General features: G+C 59.2%; 18 protein-coding genes and 2 pseudogenes. 17 read left to right on the forward strand and 3 right to left on the reverse strand.

The window, feature by feature from the left end:
- Nucleotides 1-161: 161 nt before the first annotated feature.
- Entirely contained in the window at nucleotides 162-662 is a 501-nt protein-coding gene (tpx, locus tag BUE92_RS16785) for a thiol peroxidase (RefSeq protein WP_073525078.1), read from the reverse strand.
- A 158-nt stretch (nucleotides 663-820) separates the two neighbouring features.
- Here tpx and BUE92_RS16790 point away from each other — a divergent pair, with 158 nt between their 5' ends.
- The 14 genes and pseudogenes from BUE92_RS16790 to BUE92_RS16850 all read left to right on the forward strand — a co-directional run bounded on the left by BUE92_RS16790 (nucleotide 821) and on the right by BUE92_RS16850 (nucleotide 20,774).
- A complete protein-coding gene (locus tag BUE92_RS16790; RefSeq protein ID WP_073525079.1) occupies nucleotides 821-2,110 on the forward strand; it encodes a glycosyltransferase in 1,290 nt (429 codons plus the stop codon).
- 72 nt (nucleotides 2,111-2,182) lie between these two features.
- Nucleotides 2,183-3,112: an AraC family transcriptional regulator gene (locus BUE92_RS16795; RefSeq protein ID WP_073525080.1), complete on the forward strand. Its 930-nt coding sequence runs from the start codon at nucleotides 2,183-2,185 to the stop codon at nucleotides 3,110-3,112.
- A gap of 288 nt (nucleotides 3,113-3,400) precedes the next feature.
- Entirely contained in the window at nucleotides 3,401-7,633 is a 4,233-nt protein-coding gene (locus BUE92_RS16800) for a dermonecrotic toxin domain-containing protein (protein ID WP_143169996.1), read from the forward strand.
- Between the two features lie 44 nt (nucleotides 7,634-7,677).
- Nucleotides 7,678-7,788: pseudogene (locus tag BUE92_RS28075) on the forward strand (AraC family transcriptional regulator); the annotation flags it as partial.
- A 147-nt stretch (nucleotides 7,789-7,935) separates the two neighbouring features.
- Entirely contained in the window at nucleotides 7,936-8,370 is a 435-nt protein-coding gene (locus BUE92_RS16805; RefSeq protein ID WP_073525082.1) for a hypothetical protein, read from the forward strand.
- A gap of 214 nt (nucleotides 8,371-8,584) precedes the next feature.
- Nucleotides 8,585-9,382, forward strand: coding sequence for a hypothetical protein (locus BUE92_RS16810; RefSeq protein WP_143169997.1), 798 nt, complete (start codon nucleotides 8,585-8,587; stop codon nucleotides 9,380-9,382).
- 293 nt (nucleotides 9,383-9,675) lie between these two features.
- Nucleotides 9,676-10,998, forward strand: a complete 1,323-nt coding sequence (locus BUE92_RS16815; protein WP_073525084.1) for an ABC transporter substrate-binding protein — start codon at nucleotides 9,676-9,678, stop codon at nucleotides 10,996-10,998.
- A gap of 134 nt (nucleotides 10,999-11,132) precedes the next feature.
- The gene (locus BUE92_RS16820) at nucleotides 11,133-12,023 is read left to right on the forward strand and encodes a carbohydrate ABC transporter permease (RefSeq protein ID WP_034127650.1); all 891 of its coding nucleotides are present in this window, start codon (nucleotides 11,133-11,135) and stop codon (nucleotides 12,021-12,023) included.
- Nucleotides 12,024-12,033: 10 nt separating this feature from the next.
- Nucleotides 12,034-12,864: a carbohydrate ABC transporter permease gene (locus tag BUE92_RS16825; RefSeq protein ID WP_073525086.1), complete on the forward strand. Its 831-nt coding sequence runs from the start codon at nucleotides 12,034-12,036 to the stop codon at nucleotides 12,862-12,864.
- Between the two features lie 23 nt (nucleotides 12,865-12,887).
- Nucleotides 12,888-13,991, forward strand: coding sequence for an ABC transporter ATP-binding protein (locus tag BUE92_RS16830; RefSeq protein WP_073525088.1), 1,104 nt, complete (start codon nucleotides 12,888-12,890; stop codon nucleotides 13,989-13,991).
- 18 nt (nucleotides 13,992-14,009) lie between these two features.
- Nucleotides 14,010-15,491, forward strand: a complete 1,482-nt coding sequence (locus BUE92_RS16835) for a mannitol dehydrogenase family protein (protein ID WP_073525090.1) — start codon at nucleotides 14,010-14,012, stop codon at nucleotides 15,489-15,491.
- Between the two features lie 114 nt (nucleotides 15,492-15,605).
- Complete coding sequence (gene xylB, locus BUE92_RS16840; protein ID WP_073525093.1) at nucleotides 15,606-17,087, forward strand: xylulokinase; 1,482 nt, start codon at nucleotides 15,606-15,608, stop codon at nucleotides 17,085-17,087.
- A gap of 12 nt (nucleotides 17,088-17,099) precedes the next feature.
- A complete protein-coding gene (locus tag BUE92_RS16845) occupies nucleotides 17,100-18,038 on the forward strand; it encodes a carbohydrate kinase family protein (protein ID WP_073525095.1) in 939 nt (312 codons plus the stop codon).
- A 144-nt stretch (nucleotides 18,039-18,182) separates the two neighbouring features.
- Entirely contained in the window at nucleotides 18,183-20,774 is a 2,592-nt protein-coding gene (locus BUE92_RS16850; RefSeq protein ID WP_073525097.1) for an autotransporter family protein, read from the forward strand.
- Nucleotides 20,775-20,850: 76 nt separating this feature from the next.
- On the opposite strand, the gene BUE92_RS16855 is transcribed toward BUE92_RS16850, so the two are convergent.
- On the reverse strand, nucleotides 20,851-21,120 hold the full coding sequence (locus BUE92_RS16855; RefSeq protein ID WP_073525098.1) for a DUF1652 domain-containing protein: 270 nt from the start codon (nucleotides 21,118-21,120) through the stop codon (nucleotides 20,851-20,853).
- 368 nt (nucleotides 21,121-21,488) lie between these two features.
- Here BUE92_RS16855 and BUE92_RS16860 point away from each other — a divergent pair, with 368 nt between their 5' ends.
- Both BUE92_RS16860 and map read left to right on the forward strand, forming a co-directional pair.
- Nucleotides 21,489-21,689 carry a ParD-like family protein gene (locus BUE92_RS16860; RefSeq protein WP_003190946.1) on the forward strand — a complete coding sequence of 67 codons (201 nt, stop codon included), beginning with the start codon at nucleotides 21,489-21,491 and terminating at the stop codon, nucleotides 21,687-21,689.
- Complete coding sequence (gene map / locus BUE92_RS16865) at nucleotides 21,689-22,444, forward strand: type I methionyl aminopeptidase (protein WP_073525105.1); 756 nt, start codon at nucleotides 21,689-21,691, stop codon at nucleotides 22,442-22,444. The genes BUE92_RS16860 and map overlap by 1 nt, the downstream gene beginning before the upstream one ends.
- A 13-nt stretch (nucleotides 22,445-22,457) precedes the next feature.
- Here the strand turns inward: map and BUE92_RS16870 are convergent, their stop codons facing one another.
- On the reverse strand, nucleotides 22,458-24,044 hold the full coding sequence (locus BUE92_RS16870) for a RimK family protein (protein WP_073525107.1): 1,587 nt from the start codon (nucleotides 24,042-24,044) through the stop codon (nucleotides 22,458-22,460).
- 94 nt (nucleotides 24,045-24,138) lie between these two features.
- Between BUE92_RS16870 and BUE92_RS16875 the strand changes: the two are divergent.
- A pseudogene (locus tag BUE92_RS16875) lies at nucleotides 24,139-24,582 on the forward strand (GNAT family N-acetyltransferase); the annotation flags it as partial.

Raw genomic sequence — 24,582 nt, forward strand, 5'->3', positions numbered from 1 at the left:
CCGGCTATTTACCTTAGGCTTACAACTTTTAACTGCTGATCTTAGTCCGTCGGCTATTTCGCTAAGCCGCTGACGCTCAAATAAAAACGGCCTGGACTAGGCCAGGCCGCAATCATGCATCATACGTGTTACTGCCAAACGACAGTCATACGCACAAACAGTTACTTCAACACAGCCAGGGCGGCGTCGTAGTTTGGCTCTTCAGCGATTTCCTTGACCAACTCGCTGTGCAACACGTTGTCGTTCTCGTCCAGTACCACCACCGCGCGTGCGGTCAGGCCTTTGAGCGGGCCGTCGGCAATGGCCACACCGTAATCAACGGCGAAATCCGAATCACGGAAGTCAGACAGGTTCTTCACGTTTTCCAGGCCTTCGGAACCGCAGAAACGCGCCTGGGCGAACGGCAGGTCAGTGGAGATGCACAGCACCACGGTGTTTGCTACATCGTTGGCCTGGGCGTTGAACTTGCGCACCGAAGTGGCACAGGTTGGGGTGTCAACGCTTGGGAAGATGTTCAGTACTTTGCGCTTACCGGCAAAGGTCGCCAGGGTGGCGTCGGACAGATCGCCGGCGGTCAGGGTGAAATCTGCGGCTTTGGCGCCGACTTTCGGCAGTTCGCCTTCAACCTGGACCGGGTTGCCTTTAAGGGTGACTTGAGCCATGAACAGAATCCTTATGCTGGGTTTGGTTAAACGAATTCGAGAGGCGGAAGTTAACCACAAAGTGCCGACGCTACCTACCGCCAGACACAAATTGTCATGTCCTGAGGTTGTGGTTTAATTGCGCGCTTTGCGCTTGCCCTTCAAGGAAACCTTTGTCGATGAATCAGCCCGCCACCAAAGTCCTGGTCATTGGTTATGTCTGGCCGGAACCGCGCTCCTCAGCCGCGGGCGGGCATATGATGCAGATCCTTGAGAGTTTTCTTACGCAAGGTTGGGACATTACCTTCAGCAGCCCGGCCACCATCGGCGAACACAAGGCCGACTTGCCGGCACTCGGGATCGCCGAACGCCCCATTGAGCTGAATAACAGCAGTTTCGACGATTTTGTCCGCGAGCTGGCCCCGGATATCGTGCTGTTCGACCGATTCATGATGGAAGAGCAATTCGGCTGGCGCGTAGAACAATGCTGCCCCGACGCCCTGCGCGTGCTGGAAACCTCCGACCTGCAAAGCCTGCGCGACGCCCGCCACCAGCGTTTCAAGGAGCAGGTGAAAGCCAACCCCGACAGCGACGACTTCAGCGCCCTGTTCGCGCCAGCGCTGGAGGACGAGTTCCAGCGGATGGCCGATACCGACCTGGCCAAACGCGAAATCGCTGCAATTTACCGCTGTGACATCAGCTTGATGATCTCCGACGTGGAAATCCGCCTGCTCACCGAACAGTTCAAGGTGCCCGCCGCCCTGCTCCACTGGTGCCCCTTGATGCTGCAACCGCCCACCGACGCATTTGCGCCCTTTGAAGACCGTGCGCATTTCCTCAGCATCGGTAACTTCCGCCACGCGCCCAATTGGGATGCGGTGCTGTGGATGAAGCACAGCCTGTGGCCACTGATCCGCCAACAACTGCCAGGCGCCCAGTTGCACATCTACGGCGCCTACACGCCGCCCAAGGCCACCGCCCTGCACAACCCAGCCCAGGGTTTTCATGTGATGAACTGGGCCGAAGACGCGCTGCAAGTCATGACGGCGGCGCGTATCTGCCTGGCACCGCTGCGCTTTGGCGCGGGCATCAAGGGCAAGTTGGTCGACGCCATGCTGTGCGGCACGCCTAATGTCACCACCCCCGTCGGCGCCGAGGCCATGGGCGATGACCAGCCCTGGCCGGGCGTGATAACAACCGACGCCCCGGCCCTGGCCGCCGCTGCCGTGGCCCTCTACCAGGACCGCGAGCGTTGGACCCGGGCCCAGGAGCACGGGCGCCAGTTGCTGGCCAGGCGCTATGACCAGACGCTGCATGGGCCAGCCCTGGTGGAGTGCCTGGAGCAATGCCGCAGCAACCTTGCCGCCCATCGCCGGGACAACTTCACCGGCAGTATGCTGCGCCATCACGCGCACAAGAGTACCCAGTACATGTCCCAGTGGATCGAGGCGAAAAACCGCAACCTGTAGACACTGCCGCTGGCGAGGTCGCGCGCGACGGGGCATTATCCTACGCAGCAACCACAATAAAGCGACGGCAGCATGACCCGAGCAACGCGCATCACCGACCCTTCCTACGAGTTGATGGACGACCACAACGGCCTGTCCATCATCTATCGCCAGCACGGCTTCCCCTGCCCGCTGGTGCGCTGGCATTTCCACAAGGAATACGAGCTGCACCTGATCGTCGCCAGCTCCGGCAAGGTGTTTATCGGTGACTACATCGGCAACTTCTACCCGGAAAGCCTGTTCCTCACCGGCCCCAACCTGCCCCACAACTGGATCAGCCAGGTGGAAGAAGACGAGGTGGTGCCCAAGCGCGACATGCTGGTGAACTTTACCGATGACCTGTTTGAGAGCGGCAGCCATATTTTTGCTGAACTCAAGAACCTCGCACCGCTGCTGGAGCGCGCGCAGTACGGCATCGAATTTCGCTGCAAAAAAACCATCACCCAGGCCATGACCTTGATGCAACACATCGAGGACACCAAGGGCACGTCGCGCCTGGGGCAGTTTTTTATCTTGCTGGACGTGTTGAGCGTGTGCGAGGACTACCAATTGCTGTCCGGCGTAACCACGCCGCAATTGGCCGACGAGCACAGCATAGACCGCACCAACCGGGCAGTGGATTACATCTTTGCACATTACGCCCGCGAGCTGCCGCTGGAAGAAGTGGCGCAATACCTGGGGATGAAGCCGACCTACTTCTCGCGGGTGTTCAAGCAGGCGACCGGTCGCACGTTTATCGAGTTCGTCAACCGGCTGCGCATCAGCAAGTCCTGCGAATTACTCGCGGACGGTGACAGGGCCGTCACGGATGTGTGCTTTGAGTCAGGCTTTAACAATATCTCCAATTTCAACCGGCGCTTTCAGCAACTCAAGGGCATGACCCCTTCTCACTATCGACGGTTGGCGATGCAGCGGTTGACGGAGCAGAACCTGATGCCGGTAGACGCCTCGCACTTCAGTTAAAAAAACCGCAAGCTGGCTATCTGGCGAACGCTCTCACGCCTGTCCCAATCACATCCCGCAATAGCTGGGGTGGAACGCCTCCATGTGTATGACCAAAAAGCTACAAGTCAGTTACTGCCAGACAACTCGACCACGCGCTTTCTTGATCGTACCCACGAGGTCCCCATGAGCATTATTGCATCGCACTCGCCCTTACCCACCCCGCCCCGAAATTTGCCTCCATCCCCCGCAACAGTGGACGCACAAACCAGCCTGACTCGGACCCCACGCAGCCCATCGGCCGGTGTAGTGACCCTGGAAGTCCGAAAAACAGCCGAGCAGTTGGTGAGTCAGGCTGAGGCTGACATGGCAGAAAAACTCGCCACCGCCTTGATGGATGAGGTCAATGTAGACGCTACCAGCCGTTACATGCCGTCTTCCTTCGGCGCAGTCCATGACATTCCAGCTCACTCAACATTCGGGCAGCTTTGGTCACAGCTGACTCACGCACTCAAAAACGAGCCGTTCGCGACGTTTGCGAAGAATAACAACATCAACATTTCAAACCTGAAACTAACACCTTCCGGATTTCTGGACGGCACCATTAACGGCAAACGCACCGTTTTTTCCAAATACGACGATGGCTTCGAGGAAGCCGCTATCAACGTCTTCGAGGCTGTTCGCAAACTTTCTACGAACAACGTCCCGATTGTGTATATCGGCGAACACACCGCCCCCACCCATGCCGTCGGCGCTTTTTACGGCATGAGGGTTCCGACGACGAAGGCCGAAGCACTGGAGCAAATCCGGGTGTTGCAGGATATCAAGACATTCCCATCGATACTTGCTCCTGAACGCAATGCTGCGCGGCCACACCGACAGGACGTTCAGCACGTCAGGCATATGCGGGATGAAGCCATACAGAACCTTGCGCTGCAGGTCATGCTTGAGCCTGGCAAGTTCCCCCAGGCACAACGCCCGGACGTCGTGCAGCCGCCGGCGCCCGGCAGCGCAGAACCGGCCACCACACCGATCCGAACCTCGAGCGCCACCACTGACCCCGTCGCAGATATTGCCCGTCGCCAGTTTGCCGGTGAGCCCAACGTTTACTCGGTGGTCGCACGAGTGCTCAGCGACAGGCTGAAGGACGCCTCTCCAGGGCTGGATTTCGACATCAACCAGATTGCCATTGAAACGCCCGATCCGGACAATCCCTCGAAACCCAAGCGCACACAATTGATGGCACTTGCCTTCGACTACCTGACTGGCGGTGACGCCCCAGACTTCCTCGATTCCGCCAGGGCGTTTGACACGCGTCCCGATCGACTGGCACGCACGGGCATCGCTGCCGACACCCCGCTAGACCTCAACTTTTCAGCTCTGAGCGGCGTCATCGGTGCGCTGCCGGACCGACTGAACCATGCCTATGAGGCAAATTTGCGTGAGTACTGGGCCAAACCTGCGTTCAATACGGGCATTGATACCGGAGCCGCTTTCAGCGACAGCCACCGGACGTTGGTCAGCCGCATTCTGAAAAGCAACCTGCAGCTGGCCGGCCTGAAACAACCCGGGCTGGATGATGAGCAGCGCAAGACCATCGACATGGTCGTGAGGCATCCCGAAGGCGCCACGCGCCCCGCCCCACTTGACCCCAACTCATCGGACGCCACCGTCTACAGCCTGGCCGACTCCACACCGAACAAGGTGGTTCATCGCTACCTGGCGCAAGCCAATCGCGACATCCTGCTGCTGGTGGAGCCCAGCGGCAAAATCACTCCGTTCAACAGTTGGGATGAGCTCGAAAGCCTGGGCGGTCCAAAGGAAGAGGTGACCGGCAACCTGTTCGATGGCCAGGCCGACGTCCTCATCAATCGGCATCTAGGCAGCAGTCTGACCTCGCCTGCCTCCCTGCGTGGCCCGGACAGTTCGGCGCAGAAGCCGCCCACACTGCCCGACTGGATGAGCAACGCAGGCGAGGCCGAGCGTTTCATCATGCATGAACTCAGCCTGGGACTGGCCAGCTTCAACCAACTGAACGAAGGCCGCAGCTACAACAGCGATATCAAGGACATCCGCACGTTCGCCCAGCAGCAATTCGACGTTTTGCCCAGAAGCAAAAAACTCACGGCGCACCCCGCGGAAAAACTGGAGGTGGTCTTCAAGGTCGCTTATGGGGCTCCGGGTACCGCCGGGGAGGTCGTGCGCCAGACCATGAGCCTGACAGACATGCTCCTCAATAACTTATCCGGGTTACCCAGTGGCCAGATTGAAGTTTTTTACAATACAGGGCTCAAGTATAAAGGCGCTGACTTCAAAGTCAGGGTGCCAGAGCTAGAGAAAGAAGGCGTACTCAAGCAATTGGTCGACGACCTTGATATCGGCAAAACCTACCCTGACTTGCTGAAGAAAAAACTGCTTGACGACCCAGCCGAAAAAACCCGGCGCCAGGTACTGTTCGTTCAGCAGGTACCGCTGGAGCTGCAGTTCAAGGCGCTGGAACTGAGCATCAAGGCAGAGTCCGGTTTCAACACCACAGGTTTTCGCTACGTCCAGGAGCTATTCAAGCCAGGCCCTGGCCCCAGGATCGTTGATGGCCAGGAAATCGTGATCCGGCCGCTGGCGTTCGATAACCGGGCCAATGGGAAAACCGATGTGGTCGAAGGCGCCTATCTGATCGAACCCAAGAACGGCACGAACGGCCCGCACATCCTGTACCGCCCCCTGATGGGCGATGCGTCGTTAATGCAGTTTCCAACCCGCCAGGCGCTGCTGGAAGCCATACAGAACAAAGGCAAGCTGCAAAACGACATCCTCGCCTGGTTGCCTGACGAACAGACCCGCAACACCTACAGCGGCAACGGTTTCAAACATCCAAACCTGGTGATATTCGGTTTAAACCTGGGTTCCGTCCCGATGAACAAAACTATTCCCTTGGCCATGGATACCAGGCTGCAACAGACACTGCAGGCGGGAACATTGATGGACCACCTGTACGAAGCCAACGCCCGCAACTTGATTACCCTGGCCGGACACCAATCGACATCCGACGCACAAAGCCGCTGGGCGAGCCTCAAGGAAGGTGGTTTCCTGTTGCTCAATTCAGTCCTGCCAGTATTGCGCGGGCCCAGTGCCATGCTCGGCTTGATGATGCAGTCCCAGGGCATAATCAATGACCTGGGCGTCCTGGTCGACGATGACGCGCAAAATAAAGAGGCGGCCCTGACAGACCTGTTGGTCAACCTGACGACGTTGCTCGTCCAGTTCAAGGAGCGCCCATTGTCGGAGCCTTCAACCGTCACCTCAAACAGGCCGGCAACCAACACCAGCGTGTTGATCGACGGCGATGCACGCCTTACCCCCCCGCCACAACGCTTTCGAATGGGAGGCCCGCTGGAAAAGATCACGCCGGTGGACGGTGAGATCCAGACCAATGTAGATACTTACAATCGTAAAGGTGAGGGAGTCAAACGCCTAAATATTGTCGGTCACGCGGCCAAGCCTGAAGGTGAGCAAGGAGCGGTGATTGTCGGGGAGAATGACAAAGTTTTTACGGCTGAAGACATCAATAATGAACTTGTCGCCCGTGGCATTGACATCAGGGACTACCCGGAAGTGCGTTTGCTGGTCTGTTACTCCGCCAAGGGCGGTGATAACTCACTGGCATCACAACTGCACGCGCTGACCGGCGTGCCGGTCAAAGGTTATGAAGGCCCGGTAGACGTGGATTACATATCTGGTACGGGCATAGACCCTGGGGATATCTACAAAACCGCCCTTGAAAAATTCAAGACAAAGTACCCGAAATTTTCTAAAGCCGACATTATGGAGTTGGCAGAGATGGAGTTAAACAAACAACTGAAAGACGCTGATGTGTTTACTCACGTGGAGAAACAGAATGGCAAAAAAGTAAGCGTTAACTGGGGTACCGTTAACGACCCCTTGTGGGAAGAGGTCGAAGTCGATTACCGGCCCAAGCGCTTCGGCCCCTCCAAAAAACAAAAGAGTACGGCCACTGCCGAAATTCAAAGCCCCTCGAAAGAACTCAACAACATGGGTGAATATAAGGCCTTCAAGGAACTATCCGAGCCTGAAAAAATTAAAAACAGTATTGCCTTCACCACCTCTGAAGACGGCCAGTATGAGTACTTCCTGGATCGATCAGCGGGCAGTAATGAAATCCGATTAAACATCATTGGACATGGCGACAAAGGTGGAGTGACCTTCAAAAGCGACTTGAAAAATGCGCAGTCTTATTCACCCGAAGCGTTCGCTAGACTGATCGCGCCCATGCTGGAAAAAACCAGCGCTACCCAAATCAGAATGATCAGTTGTAAATCCGGCAGTACAGGTTTCTCTGAAGAGTTATCCAAACGCTTGAACGTTCCTGTGAAGGCCCCCGTCGGTACTGTCACACAATTCGAAGTCATGAAGGACAGGTACTGGATTTTGGAAAAATTCCCCAACCCACGTCGACCCCATGATCATGAGTGGAAAATCTTTACTCCCCCTGCCCCCGCCAGCTCGCAAGCTTCGAGGTTATAATCCAGCGCGCAGGGCGGCGTAGTACCGACCTTTCCGATGAGTTGATGGACGACCACAACGGCCTGTCCATCATCTATCGCCAGCACGGCGTCCCCTGCCCGCTGGTGCGCTGGCACTTTCACAAGGAATACGAGCTGCACCTGATCGTCGCCAGCATTACCGGCGCCTGGCGGTGCAACGGTTGACTGAGCAGAACCTGGCGTGAGCAGGCGTCCATTCGTCTGAACTGGTAGTTCTGACAGTTACCTGCCTCACGGCGACTGTAGATTCTGGCCCTGTGGACCGTCCATTGGAGCCTTGCCATGAAAAAACCAGCCACCCCTCTTGCAATCAATGAATCCCGCCGCTTCGAAACGCCCGGAGAGACCTTCGGCTGGACCGGCGAAGGCCAGATACATATCGACAATTACGACCATCAAAATCGTTGGTTCTCGACATGGGTCAATAGAGACTGGGGCAAAGCGCTGACCGGGCTCGAAGACGTTGAAGTGAGTATCAGACTGCGCGGCGAACACGCCAATGAAACACTCATCGCCACCCATCCGGGAGGAACGGAAACGCTCGACAACCTATCAGCCGAAAAACCCAGTCTTTATCGGTTTTTCATCAGGTCCACGGTGATCGGCGAAGTGTGGGTCAGCTTCAAACTTACCTCCAACCGGAAAATGGTGATTGATACCATTAACGTGCTCGGGCCCGTTCAAGAAAAATACCCTGAAGCACCCACACGTCCCTGACGATGTGTTCACCACGGAAACATGGCGAGCAATAACTCTGCTGAAACGGCGCTGTTTCATACTCACCTCAAGGAACCTACCGAAGCCCTTTGTCACTCAGCCAAAGCGTCATCCAAGTACCTCAACCGGTGATGTTTTTGTGAAGCAGATAAAAGGGCCTCCATGATCAACGTTCATTCGTCATCCATTACCCCCCCCTCTCATTCGCTCAAACGTGACAAGTTTGCCCGTTAAGCTTGTGCACTCAATAGCACCGCACGTCATCGAGCTGTTTGAAACCCTGAACGATCGGCAAACCCGGACTTCAGACGCGCCGCGTGACACGCAACCGTTACAAACGCAGCCGCTTATCGAACAGCTGCTCAGGTTCGCAGTCACCCCGACACAGCCGAGCCTGGCCGAGCAGATCAGCCACCTGGTTGAAAACGCACCCGAACCGTTGAGCGACCCCGCCCTGCGCAACGAGGTGGAGCAACGTCTGAACCAGCCAAGCGCGCTCAACCCACAAAAAACCTACGCCCAGCTTATTCAGACCCTGCTCGACAATCCTCAGCGCGACGCATCCAATGTGAACAGGCTCGTGTCGCGTTCACGACGGGATTTGCAGAACCTTGAATCGGCCCCAACCTCACGAACCGCGGCGATCCGCTCGTTCGCCGACGCCCTGGTTGATCGGGGTGACCAGCAACTGGCTAACAATGTCGCCAACAGCCTGATACGCCAGCGCCTCAACAGCGAGCATCGGCGTTCAAACATTGATTCCGACAAGGTCGACGTGCCCGCCGATTCCACCTTCGGCCAAGCCTGGGGCGAGCTGGCTGGCGCGCTGAATGCAGAACCGTTCAAATCGTTTGCCGAAGCCCGGAAGATCGACATCTCCAAGCTGCTCATCCACCCCATTGGAACCCTGAGTGAACTGCGCAATAACCGGGCTATCAACTTCCATGCGCACAACGACGCCGACTGGGCAGCCGCTTCGGGAGCGGTACTGGCAGCCGTCAGTGCCTGTTGACTATCGGCCGGTCCGGTTCGGCCCCAAGAAAGACATCATCACGGCGTAGCCCTCCATGCCTTGGCACCGCTGTGTTATTCAGCGGTGCCAAGGTTGTTATCGACGGGTCACGCATCTTCCGGCACGAGGAAGAACCGAGTGCAAAAAAGTATCAGTCCCAGTGCTCCCAAGGATTTGTCACCGCCGCATTTGAAGGCTGTAATCACCGCACACTCTTCCTGACTCCTTGTAGGAAGACACAACAACAATAACCGTCCTTCTGCAGCCCCCTGGGCGCGGAAATGGAGTGCGCGATGAAGTTCACAGCAAAAACTCTGCTTGCCTGTTCTTGCATGACAGCATGCATGACCCTCAGCGCCGTCAGTCTTGGCGCGCAAACCCTGACCATTGCCACCGTCAACAACAGCGACATGATCCGCATGCAGAAGCTCTCGAAAACCTTCGAGGCCGAGCATCCGGAGATCAAGCTCAACTGGGTGGTGCTCGAAGAGAACGTGCTGCGCCAACGCCTGACCACCGACATCGCCACGCAGGGCGGGCAGTTCGACGTATTGACCATCGGTATGTACGAAGCCGCACTGTGGGGCGCCAAGGGTTGGCTGGAGCCAATGAAAGACCTGCCGGCTTCCTACGACCTTGATGACGTGTTCCCTTCGGTGCGTGATGGTTTGTCCGTCAAGGGCTCGTTGTACGCCCTGCCGTTTTACGCCGAAAGCTCGATCACCTATTACCGCACCGACCTGTTCAAGGACGCCGGGCTGAGCATGCCCGAGCACCCGACCTGGAGCCAGATCGGCGAATTCGCCGCCAAGCTCACCGACAAGTCCAAAGAGCAATACGGCCTGTGCCTGCGCGGCAAAGCCGGTTGGGGTGAGAACATGGCGCTGATCACCACCCTGGCCAACGGCTTCGGCGCGCGCTGGTTCGATGAGAAGTGGCAGCCAGAATTCAACGGCCCCGAATGGAAGGGCGCGCTGAACTTCTACGTCGACAACATGAAGAAATCCGGCCCGCCGGGCGCCTCCAGCAACGGCTTCAACGAAAACCTGGCGCTGTTCAACAGCGGCAAGTGCGCGATCTGGGTAGACGCCAGCGTGGCCGGCTCGTTCGTCACTGACAAGAGCCAGAGCAAGGTCGCCGAGCATGTCGGCTTCACGTTTGCGCCCCACGAAAAGACCGACAAGGGCACGTCGTGGCTGTACTCCTGGAGCCTGGCGATCCCGACCAGCTCCAAGGCCAAGGACGCTGCCAAGGTGTTCACCACCTGGGCCACCTCCAAGGAATACGGCCAGCTCGTGGCCAAGACCGATGGCATCGCCAATGTGCCGCCAGGTACGCGCCAATCAACCTACAGCGACGAGTACATGAAGGCCGCGCCGTTCGCCAAGGTGACCCTGGAATCGCTGAAAGTGGCCGACCCGACCAAGCCGACCGAGAAGCCTGTGCCGTATATCGGTATCCAGTTGGTGACCATTCCGGAATTCCAGGCGATTGGTACTCAGGTGGGCAAGTTCTTCTCGGGTGCGCTGACCGGGCAGCAGACCGTCGAGGCTGCATTGACCGCCGCGCAGAACACCACCGAGCGGGAAATGAAGCGGGCTGGTTACCCCAAGTAACCCCATAACCTGTAGGAGCGAGCTTGCTCGCGAAGGTATTCCAAGCGCATCGCTGTGTCGGATGTACCTTTTTCGCGAGCAAGCTCGCTCCTACAGGGCTTTTGCGCACCTGTCTCTATCTGGCCTTGATCACCATGAATACACCTCCAAAAAACCGCCTGGCCAACCCCGGCTGGTTTCTCGTCAGCCCCTCGGTGGCCTTGTTGCTGCTGTGGATGATCGTGCCGCTGGGCATGACCCTGTACTTTTCGCTGATCCGCTACAACCTGCTCTACCCCGGCGAAAACCAATTCGTGGGGCTGGAAAACTTCAGCTACTTCATCACCGACTCGGGGTTCCTGCCTGGCGCCACCAATACCCTGTTGCTGGTGGGCAGCGTGTTGCTGATCAGCGTGGTGTTCGGCGTGTTGATCAGCGCGCTGCTGGAGGCCAGTGAGTTCCTGGGCCGCGGCATCGTCAGGGTGATGCTGATTTCGCCGTTCTTCATCATGCCCACCGTCGGCGCGTTGATCTGGAAGAACCTTATTTTCCACCCGGTGTCGGGGATTCTCGCCGCCGTGTGGAAGTTCTTCGGCGCCGAACCGGTGGACTGGCTGGCGCACTACCCGCTGCTGTCGATCATCATCATTGTGTCGTGGCAATGGCTGCCCTTCGCGATCCTGCTGCTGATGACCGCCATGCAGTCCCTGGACCAGGAACAAAAGGAAGCCGCACGCCTGGACGGTGCCGGCGCCATTGCGATTTTCTGGCACCTGACCCTGCCCCACCTGGCCCGCCCGATTGCCGTGGTGGTGATGATCGAAACCATCTTCCTGCTCTCGGTATTCGCGGAAATCTTCACCACCACCAACGGTGGCCCGGGCTACGCCTCGACCAACCTCGCCTACCTGATCTACAACCAGGCGCTGGTGCAGTTCGATGTGGGCATGGCCTCGGCCGGCGGCTTGATTGCCGTGGTCATCGCCAATATCGCGGCGATCATCCTGGTGCGGATGATCGGCAAAAACCTGACTGACAAGCCTTGAGGGCCGCGCCATGACGCTTCAACAATCCCGCCGCCTGCAAAGCCTGTTGCTCGGCACGTTGGCCTGGGCCATCGCGATCCTGATTTTCTTCCCGATCTTCTGGATGGTGCTGACCAGCTTCAAGACTGAAATCGATGCGTTCGCCACCCCGCCGCAGTTCATCTTCACGCCGACGCTGGAGAACTACCTGCACATCAACGCGCGCAGCAACTACTTCGCCTACGCCTGGAACTCGGTGGTGATTTCGTTCAGCGCCACCGCCCTGTGCCTGCTGATTTCGGTGCCGGCCGCCTACTCCATGGCGTTCTACGAAACCCAGCGCACCAAGGGCACGCTGCTGTGGATGTTGTCGACCAAGATGCTGCCGCCGGTGGGCGTGCTGATGCCGATCTACCTGCTGGCCAAGAGCTTTGGCCTGTTGGACACGCGCATTGCGCTGATCATCATCTACACCCTGATCAACCTGCCGATTGTGGTGTGGATGGTGTACACCTACTTCAAGGACATCCCCAAGGACATCCTCGAAGCCGCCCGCCTGGACGGCGCCACCCTGTGGCAGGAAATGGTGCGTGTGCTGCTGCCCATCGCCAAGGGTGGCCTGGCTTCCACGGTGTTGCTGTCGCTGATCCTGTGCTGGAACGAGGCGTTCTGGTCGCTGAACCTGACCTCCTCCAGCGCCGCGCCGCTGACCGCATTGATCGCCTCTTACTCCAGCCCCGAAGGCTTGTTCTGGGCCAAGCTGTCCGCCGTCTCGACCCTGGCGTGCGCGCCGATCCTGATCTTTGGCTGGATCAGCCAGAAGCAACTGGTGCGTGGCCTCTCCTTCGGCGCCGTCAAATAATAATTCCCAGCGGAGGGCCCATCATGGCCAACCTGAAAATCAAGAATCTGCAAAAAGGCTTCGAAGGTTTTTCCATCATCAAGGGCATCGACCTGGAAGTGAACGACAAGGAATTCGTGGTGTTCGTCGGCCCGTCGGGCTGTGGCAAGTCCACGCTGCTGCGCCTGATCGCCGGCCTGGAAGAAGTCAGCGACGGCACCATCGAGCTCGATGGCCGCGACATCACCGAAGTGACCCCGGCCAAGCGCGACCTGGCCATGGTGTTCCAGACCTACGCGCTGTACCCGCACATGAGCGTGCGCAAAAACATGTCGTTTGCCTTGGACCTGGCGGGCGTCGACAAGAAGCTGGTAGAAAGCAAAGTCAGCGAAGCGGCGCGCATCCTGGAGCTGGGGCCTTTGCTGGAGCGCAAGCCCAAGCAACTCTCGGGCGGCCAGCGCCAGCGCGTGGCGATTGGCCGGGCGATTGTGCGCAACCCGAAGATCTTCCTGTTCGACGAACCGCTGTCCAACCTCGACGCCGCCCTGCGCGTGCAGATGCGCCTGGAGCTGGCGCGCCTGCATAAAGAACTGCAAGCGACCATGATCTACGTGACCCACGACCAGGTCGAAGCCATGACCCTGGCCGACAAGGTGGTGGTGCTCAACAGCGGACGCGTCGAACAGGTCGGCTCGCCGCTGGAGCTGTACCACCAGCCAGCCAACCTGTTCGTGGCGGGCTTTCTCGGCACGCCGAAGATGGGCTTCCTCAAAGGCAAGGTCACGCGTGTCGAAGGCCAGGGTTGTGAGGTGCAACTGGACGCCGGCACCCTGATCAGCCTGCCGTTGAGCGGCGCCACCCTGAGCGTGGGCAGCGCGGTGACCCTGGGCATTCGCCCGGAGCATCTGGAAATCGCCGCACCAGGGCAAACCAGCCTGACCGTGACCGCCGATGTTGGCGAGCGCCTGGGCAGCGACACCTTCTGCCACGTCATCACCGCCAATGGCGAGCCGCTGACCATGCGGATTCGCGGCGACATGGCCAGCCAGTACGGCGAGACGCTGCACTTGCACCTGGACCCGGCGCACTGCCATCTGTTCGACACCGATGGCGTAGCCGTGGCCCGTCCACCGCGCGCTGCCGCCTGATTCCGTGAGTAATTCCCGATGAAATTGAATAAAGCCAACCTCACCCGACTGGCGCCCGAAGTGCAGGTGCCGACCTACGCACTTGCCGATACCCGCCAGGGCATCGCGCACATTGGCGTCGGCGGTTTCCACCGTGCGCACCAGGCGTTCTACACCGATGCCCTGATGAACACCGGCGAAGACCTGGACTGGGGCATCTGCGGCGTCGGCCTGCGCAGTGAGGACCGCAAGGCCCGCGACGACCTCGCCGGCCAGGATTATTTGTTCACCCTGTATGAACTGGGCGACACCGACGACACGCAAGTGCGCGTGATCGGCTCGATCAGCGACATGCTGCTGGCCGAAGACGACGCCCAAGCGCTGATCGATAAGCTTGCCAGCCCACAGATCCGCATCGTCTCGCTGACCATCACCGAAGGCGGCTACTGCATCGACGACAGCAACGGCGAGTTCATGGCCCACCTGCCGCAGATCCAACATGACTTGGCGCACCCGAGGGCACCGAAAACCGTGTTCGGTTTTATCTGCGCCGCGCTGACCCAGCGCCGCGCCGCGGGCACCCCGGCATTCACGGTGATGTCCTGCGACAACCTGCCCCACAACGGCGCCGTCACCCGCAAAGCCTTGCTGGCCTTCGCCGCGCTGCACAACGCCGAGCTGCATGACTGGATCAAGGCCAACGTGAGCTTCCCGAACGCCATGGTCGACCGCATCACGCCAATGACCAGCACCGCCCACCGCCTGCAACTGCACGACCAGCACGGGGTCGATGATGCCTGGCCGGTGGTGTGCGAGCCGTTTGTGCAGTGGGTGCTGGAAGACAAATTCGTCAACGGTCGTCCGGCCTGGGAAAAGGTCGGTGTGCAGTTCACCGATAACGTCACGCCTTACGAAGAAATGAAGATCGGCCTGCTCAACGGCAGCCACCTGGCTCTCACGTACCTGGGGTTCCTCAAGGGCTACCGGTTCGTTCACGACACCATGAACGACCCCGTGTTCGTGGCGTACATGCGCGCCTATATGGACCTGGACGTCACGCCGAACCTGGCGCCGGTACCCGGTATCGACCTGACCGAGTACAAGCAGACCCTGGTAGACCGTTTTTCCAACCAGGCGATTGCCGACCAGTTGGAGCGCGTGTGCTCCGATGGCTCATCGAAGTTTCCCAAGTTCACCGTGCCGACCATCAACCGCCTGATTGCCGACGGCCGCGAGACGGACCGTGCCGCCCTGGTGGTGGCGGCCTGGGCGCTGTATTTGAAGGGCGTGGATGAAAATGGCGCGCGTTACAACATCCCGGACCCGCGGGCAGCGTTCTGCCAGGGCCTGGTGAGCGATGACGCGCTGATCAGCCAGCGCTTGCTGGGCGTGGAAGAGATTTTCGGCACGGCTATTCCCAAGTCGGCGGCGTTTGTGGCAGCGTTCGAGCGTTGCTATGAAAGCCTGCGCGACAAAGGCGTCACCGAAACCCTGAAGCACCTCCTGAACAAACCGGATTAAACATGTAGGAGCGGAGCTTGCCCGCGAAAATCTTTAACGATGACGCGCAATTCCAGTAAAAGCGCGGCGCCCGTGCGATTTTCGCGAGCAAGCTCGCTCCTACAGGAGCCCCTCATGACCCAGCAAAACCTCTACCTCGGCATCGACTGCGGCACCCAGGGCACCAAGGCCATCGTCCTCGATGCGTCCAGCGGCAAGGTGCTGGGCCTGGGCGCCGCGGCGCACACCTTGATCAGCGGCGCCAATGGCCGTCGTGAACAACACACCCAGGAATGGCTGGACGCCTTCACCGCCGCCACCCACCGCGCCCTGCAACAGGCCGGCGTGGATGGCCAGGACATCCTCGGCATCGGCGTATCCGGCCAGCAACATGGCCTGGTCTTGCTGGATGATCAAGGCCAGGTGCTGCGCCCGGCCAAGCTGTGGTGCGACACCGAAACCACAGCGGAGAACGACCGGCTGCTGCAACATCTGGGCGGCGAACGCGGCTCCCTGGAGCGCCTGGGCGTGGCCATCGCACCGGGTTACACGGTGTCCAAGTTGCTCTGGACCCGCGAGCAACACCCGGACGTCTTTGCGCGCATTGCCCATATCCTGCTGCCCCACGACTACCTCAACTATTGGCTCACCGGCCGCGCCTGCGCCGAGTATGGCGATGCGTCGGGTACCGGTTACTTCAACGTGCGCAGCCGCACCTGGGATGTGGCGTTGCTCCAGCACATCGACCCCAGCGGCCGCCTGCAAGCCGCTTTGCCAACACTGATCGAAGCGGACCAAGCGGTGGGCACTATCCTGCCGGCCATTGCCGAGCGGCTGGGGATCAACCCCAACGCGGTGGTGTCCAGTGGCGGCGGCGACAATATGATGGGCGCCATTGGCACCGGCAATATCGCCCCCGGCGTGATCACCATGAGCCTGGGCTCGTCGGGCACCGTGTATGCCTTTGCCGACCAGCCAAACGTCAGCCCCCAGGCCTCGGTGGCGACCTTCTGCTCCTCCAGCGGCGGTTGGCTGCCGCTGATCTGCACCATGAACCTGACCAATGCCACCGGGGTGATCCGCGAGCTGTTCGAACTGGACCTCGACGCCTTCAACACCCTGGTCGAACAGGCGCCGATCGGAGCCGATGGGGTGTGCATGCTACCGTTCCTCAACGGCGAACGTGTGCCCGCCCTGCCCCACGCCACCGGCAGCCTGCAGGGCCTGACCATGACCAACCTGACCCGCGCCAATCTGTGCCGCGCGGTGGTCGAAGGCACCACCTTCGGCCTGCGTTATGGCCTCGACCTGCTGCGCCAGACCGGCCTGCAAAGCCAGAGCATCCGCCTGATCGGCGGCGGCTCGAAAAGCCCGCTGTGGCGGCAAATGGTCGCCGATATCATGCACACCGAAGTGGTGTGTACCGAACAGAGCGAGGCTGCCGCCCTGGGCGCAGCGATCCAGGCGGCGTGGTGCCAGAGCGGCGAACCGCTGGCCAGCCTGTGCGACAAATGCGTAAGCATCGACCCGGCCAGCCGCACCTTACCCGTGGCTGCCAATGTCAGCGCCTATCAACAGGCGTATCAGCGTTATCAACAGCACGTGGCAACCCTTTAAGAGCGAGCAACTATGTATCTGGTGTGTGGTGAAGCGCTGTTCGATTTCTTCAGCGAGGAGGATGCCAGCGGGCAGGCCGCCAAGCTCAATTACAAGGCGATTGCCGGTGGCTCGCCGTTCAACGTGGCGGTGGGTTTGCGCCGCCTGGGGATCGAGTCAGGGTTCTTCGCGGGGCTGTCCACCGATTACCTCGGACGGCGCTTGCAGCAGGTATTGAAAGACGAAGGTATCAGCGAACGCTTTCTGGTTGAGTTCGACGCGCCGACCACCTTGGCGATGGTCGCCGTGGGCGCCAACGGCTCGCCGCAGTACAGCTTTCGCGGCGAAGGCTGCGCCGACCGGCAATTGCAACTGACGCACCTGCCGCCCCTGGGCGATGAGATTCGCGGGCTGCATGTGGGCTCGTTTTCGCTGGTGGTACAACCCGTTGGTGACACGCTGCTCAGCCTGGTCAAGCGCGAAAGCGGCAAGCGCCTGATCAGCCTCGACCCCAACGTGCGCCTTAACCCGCAGCCCGATATCCAGCTGTGGCGTGCGCGGGTCGCGGAGCTGGTGCAACACGCCGACCTGATCAAGGTCAGCGACGAAGACCTGCATCTGCTCTACCCCGAGCAGTCACCGGAAAGCGTGCTGCAAGGTTGGCTGCAACACCGTTGCCGGCTGGTGTTCCTCACCCGTGGGAGCGATGGCGCGTCAGTGTTCAGCCGCCAGCATGGCACCTGGTCGCAACCTGCGGTCAAGGTGGTGATGGCCGATACGGTGGGCGCTGGTGATACTTTCCAGGCGGCGCTGATTGCGTGGCTGACGGAGCAGCAGTTGGATTCGGTTGACGGGCTGCAAAAACTGAGCCGCGAGCAGATCGACGCCATGCTGGGCTTCGCGATTCGGGCTGCCGCACTGACCTGCGGCAAGACCGGCCCGGATCTGCCCTATCGTCACCAACTGGCTTGAGCTGAGCGGCCAAAAACTCAAAGTGCCATCACGCAGGCCACGTATTCTGTGGCCTGCGCGCCATGCATAAAAAATTGCGCTACTGGAAAACTGTGCTAAACCCAAAAACAGGAGCAGTTACTACAACAAAAACAGGACAGATCAATGCCAAAGACCACAGGTTTATCAACCCGTGCCGTTTTAGCTGTCGGCTTCCTTTCACTGCAGTACATGACCCCTCAGCCCGCTCACGCCGCCTGCGTTCTCACCCCGGGAACCGGGAACGATAGCTATACGTGCGAAAACGGCAGCAGCCTCAGCCTGACCGATAATTCCGGGGATAACGACCTGACGGTCTCCACAGGCGGCACCATCGATGGCAACGTTACCTTTGGTCCTGGAATGGACAGGGTGGACATCCGCGACGGCCTGATTACCGGCGTGGTGCAACAAGGCGCCGGTGTCGATGACTTCGTCATGAAGGGCGGACAGATCCAGGCCCTGTTCCAAGGCGATGGCCTCGACACCTTCAGAATGGAGAACGGCAGAATCGTCGGGGCTTTTGAGGACGGCGATGTGGCCTACCAGAGCGGTGGCACTATCGGTCGGGTCAATATGAAGCTGGATAAAAACTTCTATGAAATGACCGGGGGGACCATTGAAGGCAACCTGGTCACCGGCTTTGATGTCGACACGATCCGCATATTAAACGGCTTCATCGGTGGCAATATCAGCACCAGTGGCGGCGACGACAGCATCACCGTCGGTGGCGGCGTGATCGATGGCGAGATTCGCGCCAGCGTCGGCAACGATACGTTCGAATGGCTGGGTGGCCGGATCAACTCCTCGGTCTTGATGGGTGATGGCGACGACATCGCCCGGCTGAAAGGCTTGAGTGAAAGCCAACTGGCCCCCACGCCCTCTCTCGATGGCGGCCTGGGCAACGATCACCTGACCTTCGACAACACCACTTCCGGCACCGCCGCCCGCTATCTGGGCTGGGAAACGATCGACCTCACTAACACCTCGCGCCTGGACCTGACCGGGGATTTGTTCCTCGGTGACAGTGGCAGCAACACGGGTAAGGTCAATATCGACGGCAGCAGTACCTTGGCTGTGACCCAAGGCGGTATCCGCCCCTACACCGCCGGGCAACTGGCGACGCTCAATAACGCCGGCACTATCGACATGACCACTGACAACAGCGCGACCAGCGTGCTGACGGTGCATGGCAACTACGTGGGCAACAACGGCCAGTTGCATCTGCAAACCGTACTTGGCGACGACAACTCCGCCACCGACAAGCTGGTGGTATCCGACGGCAGCATCAGTGGCCACACGCAACTGGGCGTCAGCAACCTCGGCGGTGTCGGTGGGCTGACTCAAAATAATGGGATCGAAGTAGTTCAGGCACTCAACGGTGCCGTCAGCAGCATCGATGCGTTTGCCTTGAACGGCCAGGTCTCTGCCGGGGCCTATCAGTACATGCTGTTCAAGGGCGGCGTCACCGCGGGTACGGAAAACAACTGGTACTTGCGCTCCTCGGTGGTGGCCGTGCAACCGCCGGCCGTTCCGTCGCCGCCGCCGCCCGTTGTACCGCCGGTTGTGGTGCCGCCAATTCCAGTCACTCCACTTCCGGTAGACCCCGACGAGCCGCCGACCGAGCCGCCCACCGCACAGCCGGTGGCACCGATCGAGCCGCCCGCGCCACCGCCTAGCCAAGTCGCCGCAGTCACTTCACCGCAATCGGCGGCCAGCAACCCTGTGCTTCCGAGCGCCGTGGCAGGTGCTGCGCCTATTGCGCTGTATCGCCTGGAGGTACCGGTCTATTCAGTGGACATCCCCGCTGCGCAGGTCATGACGCTGCAAGCCCTCGGTACCTTCCATGAACGCCAGGGCGAGCAAAGCCTGCTGACCGAAACCGGTGCGGTGCCGGCAGGTTGGGCGCGCGCCTATGGCAGTGACTTCAACAAAAGTTGGTCGGGCACGGTAACGCCGAGTTTTGACGGCACGTCCAAGGGCTACCAGGTCGGGCATGACCTCTATGCCAGCGAAACCAGCGGCGGGCAGACCCAACGCTTTGGCCTGTTTATCGGCCAGAGTCGCCTGCGCGGTGACGTACAAGGGTTTGCGCTGGGGTGGCAAAACCATCGCTCCGGGCGGGTCAAACTCGACGGCGACAACTTCGGCGCCTACTGGACCCTCACCGATCCGACCGGCTGGTACGTCGACCTGGTCGCCATGGGCACTCGCCTGGACGGTGACAACAAGTCCGACCGAGGGGTGAAGATGGACATCGAGGGCCACGCTGTAGCGTTATCCGCCGAGGCTGGCTACCCGCTCAAACTGTCCGAACATTGGGTGGTGGAGCCACAGGCCCAGGTGATCGGCCAGAAAATCGACTTGGATAGCCAGCACGATGGCATCTCCAAGGTCTCTTTTGATTCCCAGGAGTATTGGACCGGCCGCCTCGGCGCACGCCTCAAGGGCCGCTATCTGGTCAGCAATATGCCAGTAGAGCCGTATCTGCGGGCCAATGTCTGGCACACTTTCGGCGGTAGCGACACGGTGACGTTCGACGAGGTGGACCGGATCAAGAGCGATCACAAGTCCTCCACGGCCGATGTCGGCGTCGGCGTCGTGGCTCAATTGTCATCCGCGTTCAGCGTTTATCTGGAGGGGAGCTACGGAAAGCAGCTCGATAGCAATAAATCTGAGGGTGGCAGCGGCACGGTCGGCATGAGGGTGAAATGGTAAACCTGCTGGCCGTCGCAGACAGCATTGGGCCTGGTCAATACCAGGCCCACAGGGTCACTCATACTCAAGCGATCAACTAGTGATAACCGCGCCCGCCTGCTCGTTGCAGCACCGGTGCGTGGTTATGCTTGAGATCTTCACGCAACTCGGTGATCAGGTTGCAAATGGCTCGACTGCTGTCGAGTGTGTCAGCGTTTATACCTTTGACTACCAAATCCACCCGGTCGCGATCGCGATCGTCGTAGACCTTGATCGTCAACGAGGCATCTTCGGCTTTGGTGCATTCGCACCGTTTAGGCAGGAAACTGCCTTCAATAATGCTGCGAAGCTCTAGTTCTGAAAGCATGGCTAACCTCTCCTTTTTTGAGACTGCCAACAGTTATATGTATCCGACAGGCACTTGCCTGCCACGTCTTGCCAACCCTGGAAGACGCTTTCAATCAATAAGCCTACTCGGCAAAAACTGCCGTGGTTGTAACCATTCCTCATAAGCAAACCGCTTGCTCATATTAAACAAAGCCAGCTTCCTGGCATCATCGTCGAACCGCAGCGATTAAACGTTTAACCCGCGGCATCGAGCCAAGCGCTTCTGTGAAAAGCTTTTTTCGGCAACATATCGCAAACAATCAACCCGTCACCGTTGAGCCGAAGGAGATTTGCGATCAATATACGAAACATATACGATTCGTATATCAAATAAACACAGTGAACCTCATGGGCATCGTCAAGATCACCGATCAGCTGCACGAACAACTACGCCTGGCCAGCGCCGCCATGGACCGTTCCATCAACGCCCAGGCCGAGTTCTGGATCAAGATCGGCCTGCTCGCCGAACTCAACCCGCACCTGCCCTACAACGAGCTGATCAACAAGCTGTTGCTGGACAAACCCGACCTGATCCGGGGGCGCAGCTGATGATCAAGACTCCCGCACAGTTGGCCGTAATGCGTGAAGCCGGGCGCCTGTTGGCGCAAGTCTTCGACATGCTCGACGGTTTCGTCGCCGCAGGCCGCTCTACCCTGGAGCTGGATAGCGCCGTCGAAGCCTTCATCCGCAATGACCTCAAGGCACGCCCTGCCAGCCTGGGGCAATACGACTACCCCTTCTGCATCAACACTTCGATCAACGAAGTGGTGTGCCACGGCATGCCCAGCGCCCAGCAAATCCTCAAGGACGGCGACATCATCAACATCGACATCACCCTGGAAAAAGGCGGCTTCATTGCCGATTCCAGCAAGATGTACGTGATCGGCAACGTGACGCCCAAGGCCAGGCGCCTGGTGGACATGACCTTCGAGGCGATGTGGGCCGGTATCCGCCAGGTCAGGCCTGGGGCGCGCCTGGGCGATATCGGCCATGCTATCCAGAGCCATGCGCAAGCCAACGGCTACAGCGTGGTGCGCGAATACTGCGGCCACGGCATCGGCCGGCAAATGCACGAAGAACCGCAAATCCTGCACTTCGGCCGGCCTGGCACAGGCCTGGAACTGCGTGAAGGCATGGTGTTTACCATCGAGCCGATGCTTAACCAGGGCAGCGCCAAAACTCGCAGCCTGAAAGACGGCTGGACGGTGGTCACCAAGGACAACAGCCTCTCGGCGCAATGGGAACATACCGTGGCGGTGACGGCGGACGGGTTTGAAGTGTTGACCTTGCAAGCCACTGCTTGAGTGGCAGCACGCTTTACCACACCTGACCCCGGCGCTTGAGCTCCAGGCGCCGCACGAACTCCTCCAGCACCAGGCCATACAGGTCGTCCTGCAAGTAGGCATCTTCGATCCCGGCATCCAGGTTGGGGTTGTCGTTGACCTCGATCACCACAACCCTGTCGCCGGACTGTTTGAGGTCCACGCCATAAAGCCCATCACCGATCAGGTTGGCGGTTTTCACCGCCAGCTCCACCACCGCCTTGGGTGCCTCATGGACTGCCAGAGTGCGGCATTCGCCATTGATAGCCTGACCGATGGCCTTGTGGTTGTAGATCTGCCAATGGCCCTTGGACATGAAGTACTGGCAGGCAAAAATCGGCTTGCGATTGAGCACGCCGATGCGCCAGTCGTAATCGGTGTAGAGGAATTCCTGGGCCAGCAACAGCACCGAGTGCTCGAACAACTCAGCCGTGGCCTTGAGCAACGCCGCCTGGCTTTCGACCTTGATCACCCCACGGGAGAAACAGCCGTCGGGGATCTTCAACACCAGCGGGAAGCCCAGGCGTTCGCCGATGCGTTCAAAGTCTTGCGGTCGTTCCTTGTAGAGAATCTCGGTGGCCGGCATGCCCAATTGGTGGCTGTTGAGCAGATCGGTGAGGTATACCTTGTTGGTACAGCGCAGGATCGATGCGGGGTCGTCCATCACCACCAATCCTTCGCTTTCGGCTTTCTTGGCAAAGCGATAGGTATGGTTGTCGAGGCTGGTGGTTTCGCGGATCAACAAGGCGTCATATTCGGCCAGACGGGCATAGTCCTTGCGTTCGATCAACTCCACATCAATGCCCAGGCCCTTGCCAACCCGCACGAAATTTTCCAGTGCGCTAGGATTGGAGGGCGGTAATTGTTCGTGAGGATCGTGCAGGATCGCCAAGTCATAACGGGCCAGACGGCGCAAGCGTGGCTGACGCCAGATCTTGCGACTGAAGTTATCGAGGGCGTGGGCGAATTGATCTTCCTGATCGTCGCGCAACTTGTGCAATACACCACACTTGACCCCGCCGATATGCCAGCCGTTATGGTGACGAAATTCAACTAACAAGATCGGACTGGGAAAGGTTTCAAACAACTGCCGAGCCAATTCCTGCAAGAGCTCTATATCCGTTCGACCGAAATAAAGTGTCAGAGTAAAGCCTTCGGTACTGCGATAGAGTTGATGGTTCAGGGCTTTTTCCAGGGTTTTATCCAAGTCATCCAGGGCCAACCCATACAGGGCTTTTTTGGTCAGCTCGCTGATGGTGCGCACCGAGGGAATCACCTTGTGCCCGCGTGCCTCGGCCAGCAAGGAGCAATAGTACCCGTGCCCCAGGTACTTGTAGCTGCGGCACAGGTTGATCACCTGGACACGTTTGCCCGTGTCGCTATCCCGCGTGTGCTCCAGGTACTCCTGGGCGGTGACGATGTGTTCACAGGGAAAGTAAGAGGCCCAATCTTCCTTGCGTTCGACAATAATGACAACGTGGCTCGAACTTTGGGCCGCAGCAGAAAAATAACCGTTGGATGTTATTGTCGCCGCAACGGTTTGCTCGGATACTTGACGCCAATGACTTTGTACCGCCGACATAATAATTGATCCGCTTTAGAGAACTCGACCTTTTCTATTAAGCACGATCATTTAGAGAAGTCCCGTTTCATTACGCAACTTTTACGGCGGTCTTATGGCTCTTTTCTTTCGCGTTGCAACCGTTGACGATATGTCCGACTTGGTGGCGTTGGAGCAGCAATGTTTCAGCAGCGATCGGCTCTCACCGCGCAGTGTGCGCTGGATGATCCGCCGGGCCAACGGCCAATTGTGGGTGGCGCAACAGCACGGCCAACTGCTTGGCTACGCGCTGGTGCTGTTTCGGCGCGGTACCCGGTTTGCGCGCTTGTATTCCCTGGCCATTGCTGAACACGCCCGTGGCATTGGCCTGGGCAACCAGTTGCTGGGGCACATCGAAACCTGCGCCCTGGAGCAAGGTTGCGCCTACCTGCGCCTGGAAGTGCGCACCGACAACCCCGGCGCCCTCGCCCTGTATGACCGCAACGGCTATCGACGCTTCGCCGTGGTCGAGGATTACTACCAAGACCACACCGCCGCCCTGCGCCTGGAAAAAACCCTG

The organism is Pseudomonas fluorescens (genome assembly GCF_001902145.1).
Lineage (GTDB): Bacteria > Pseudomonadota > Gammaproteobacteria > Pseudomonadales > Pseudomonadaceae > Aquipseudomonas > Aquipseudomonas fluorescens_BV.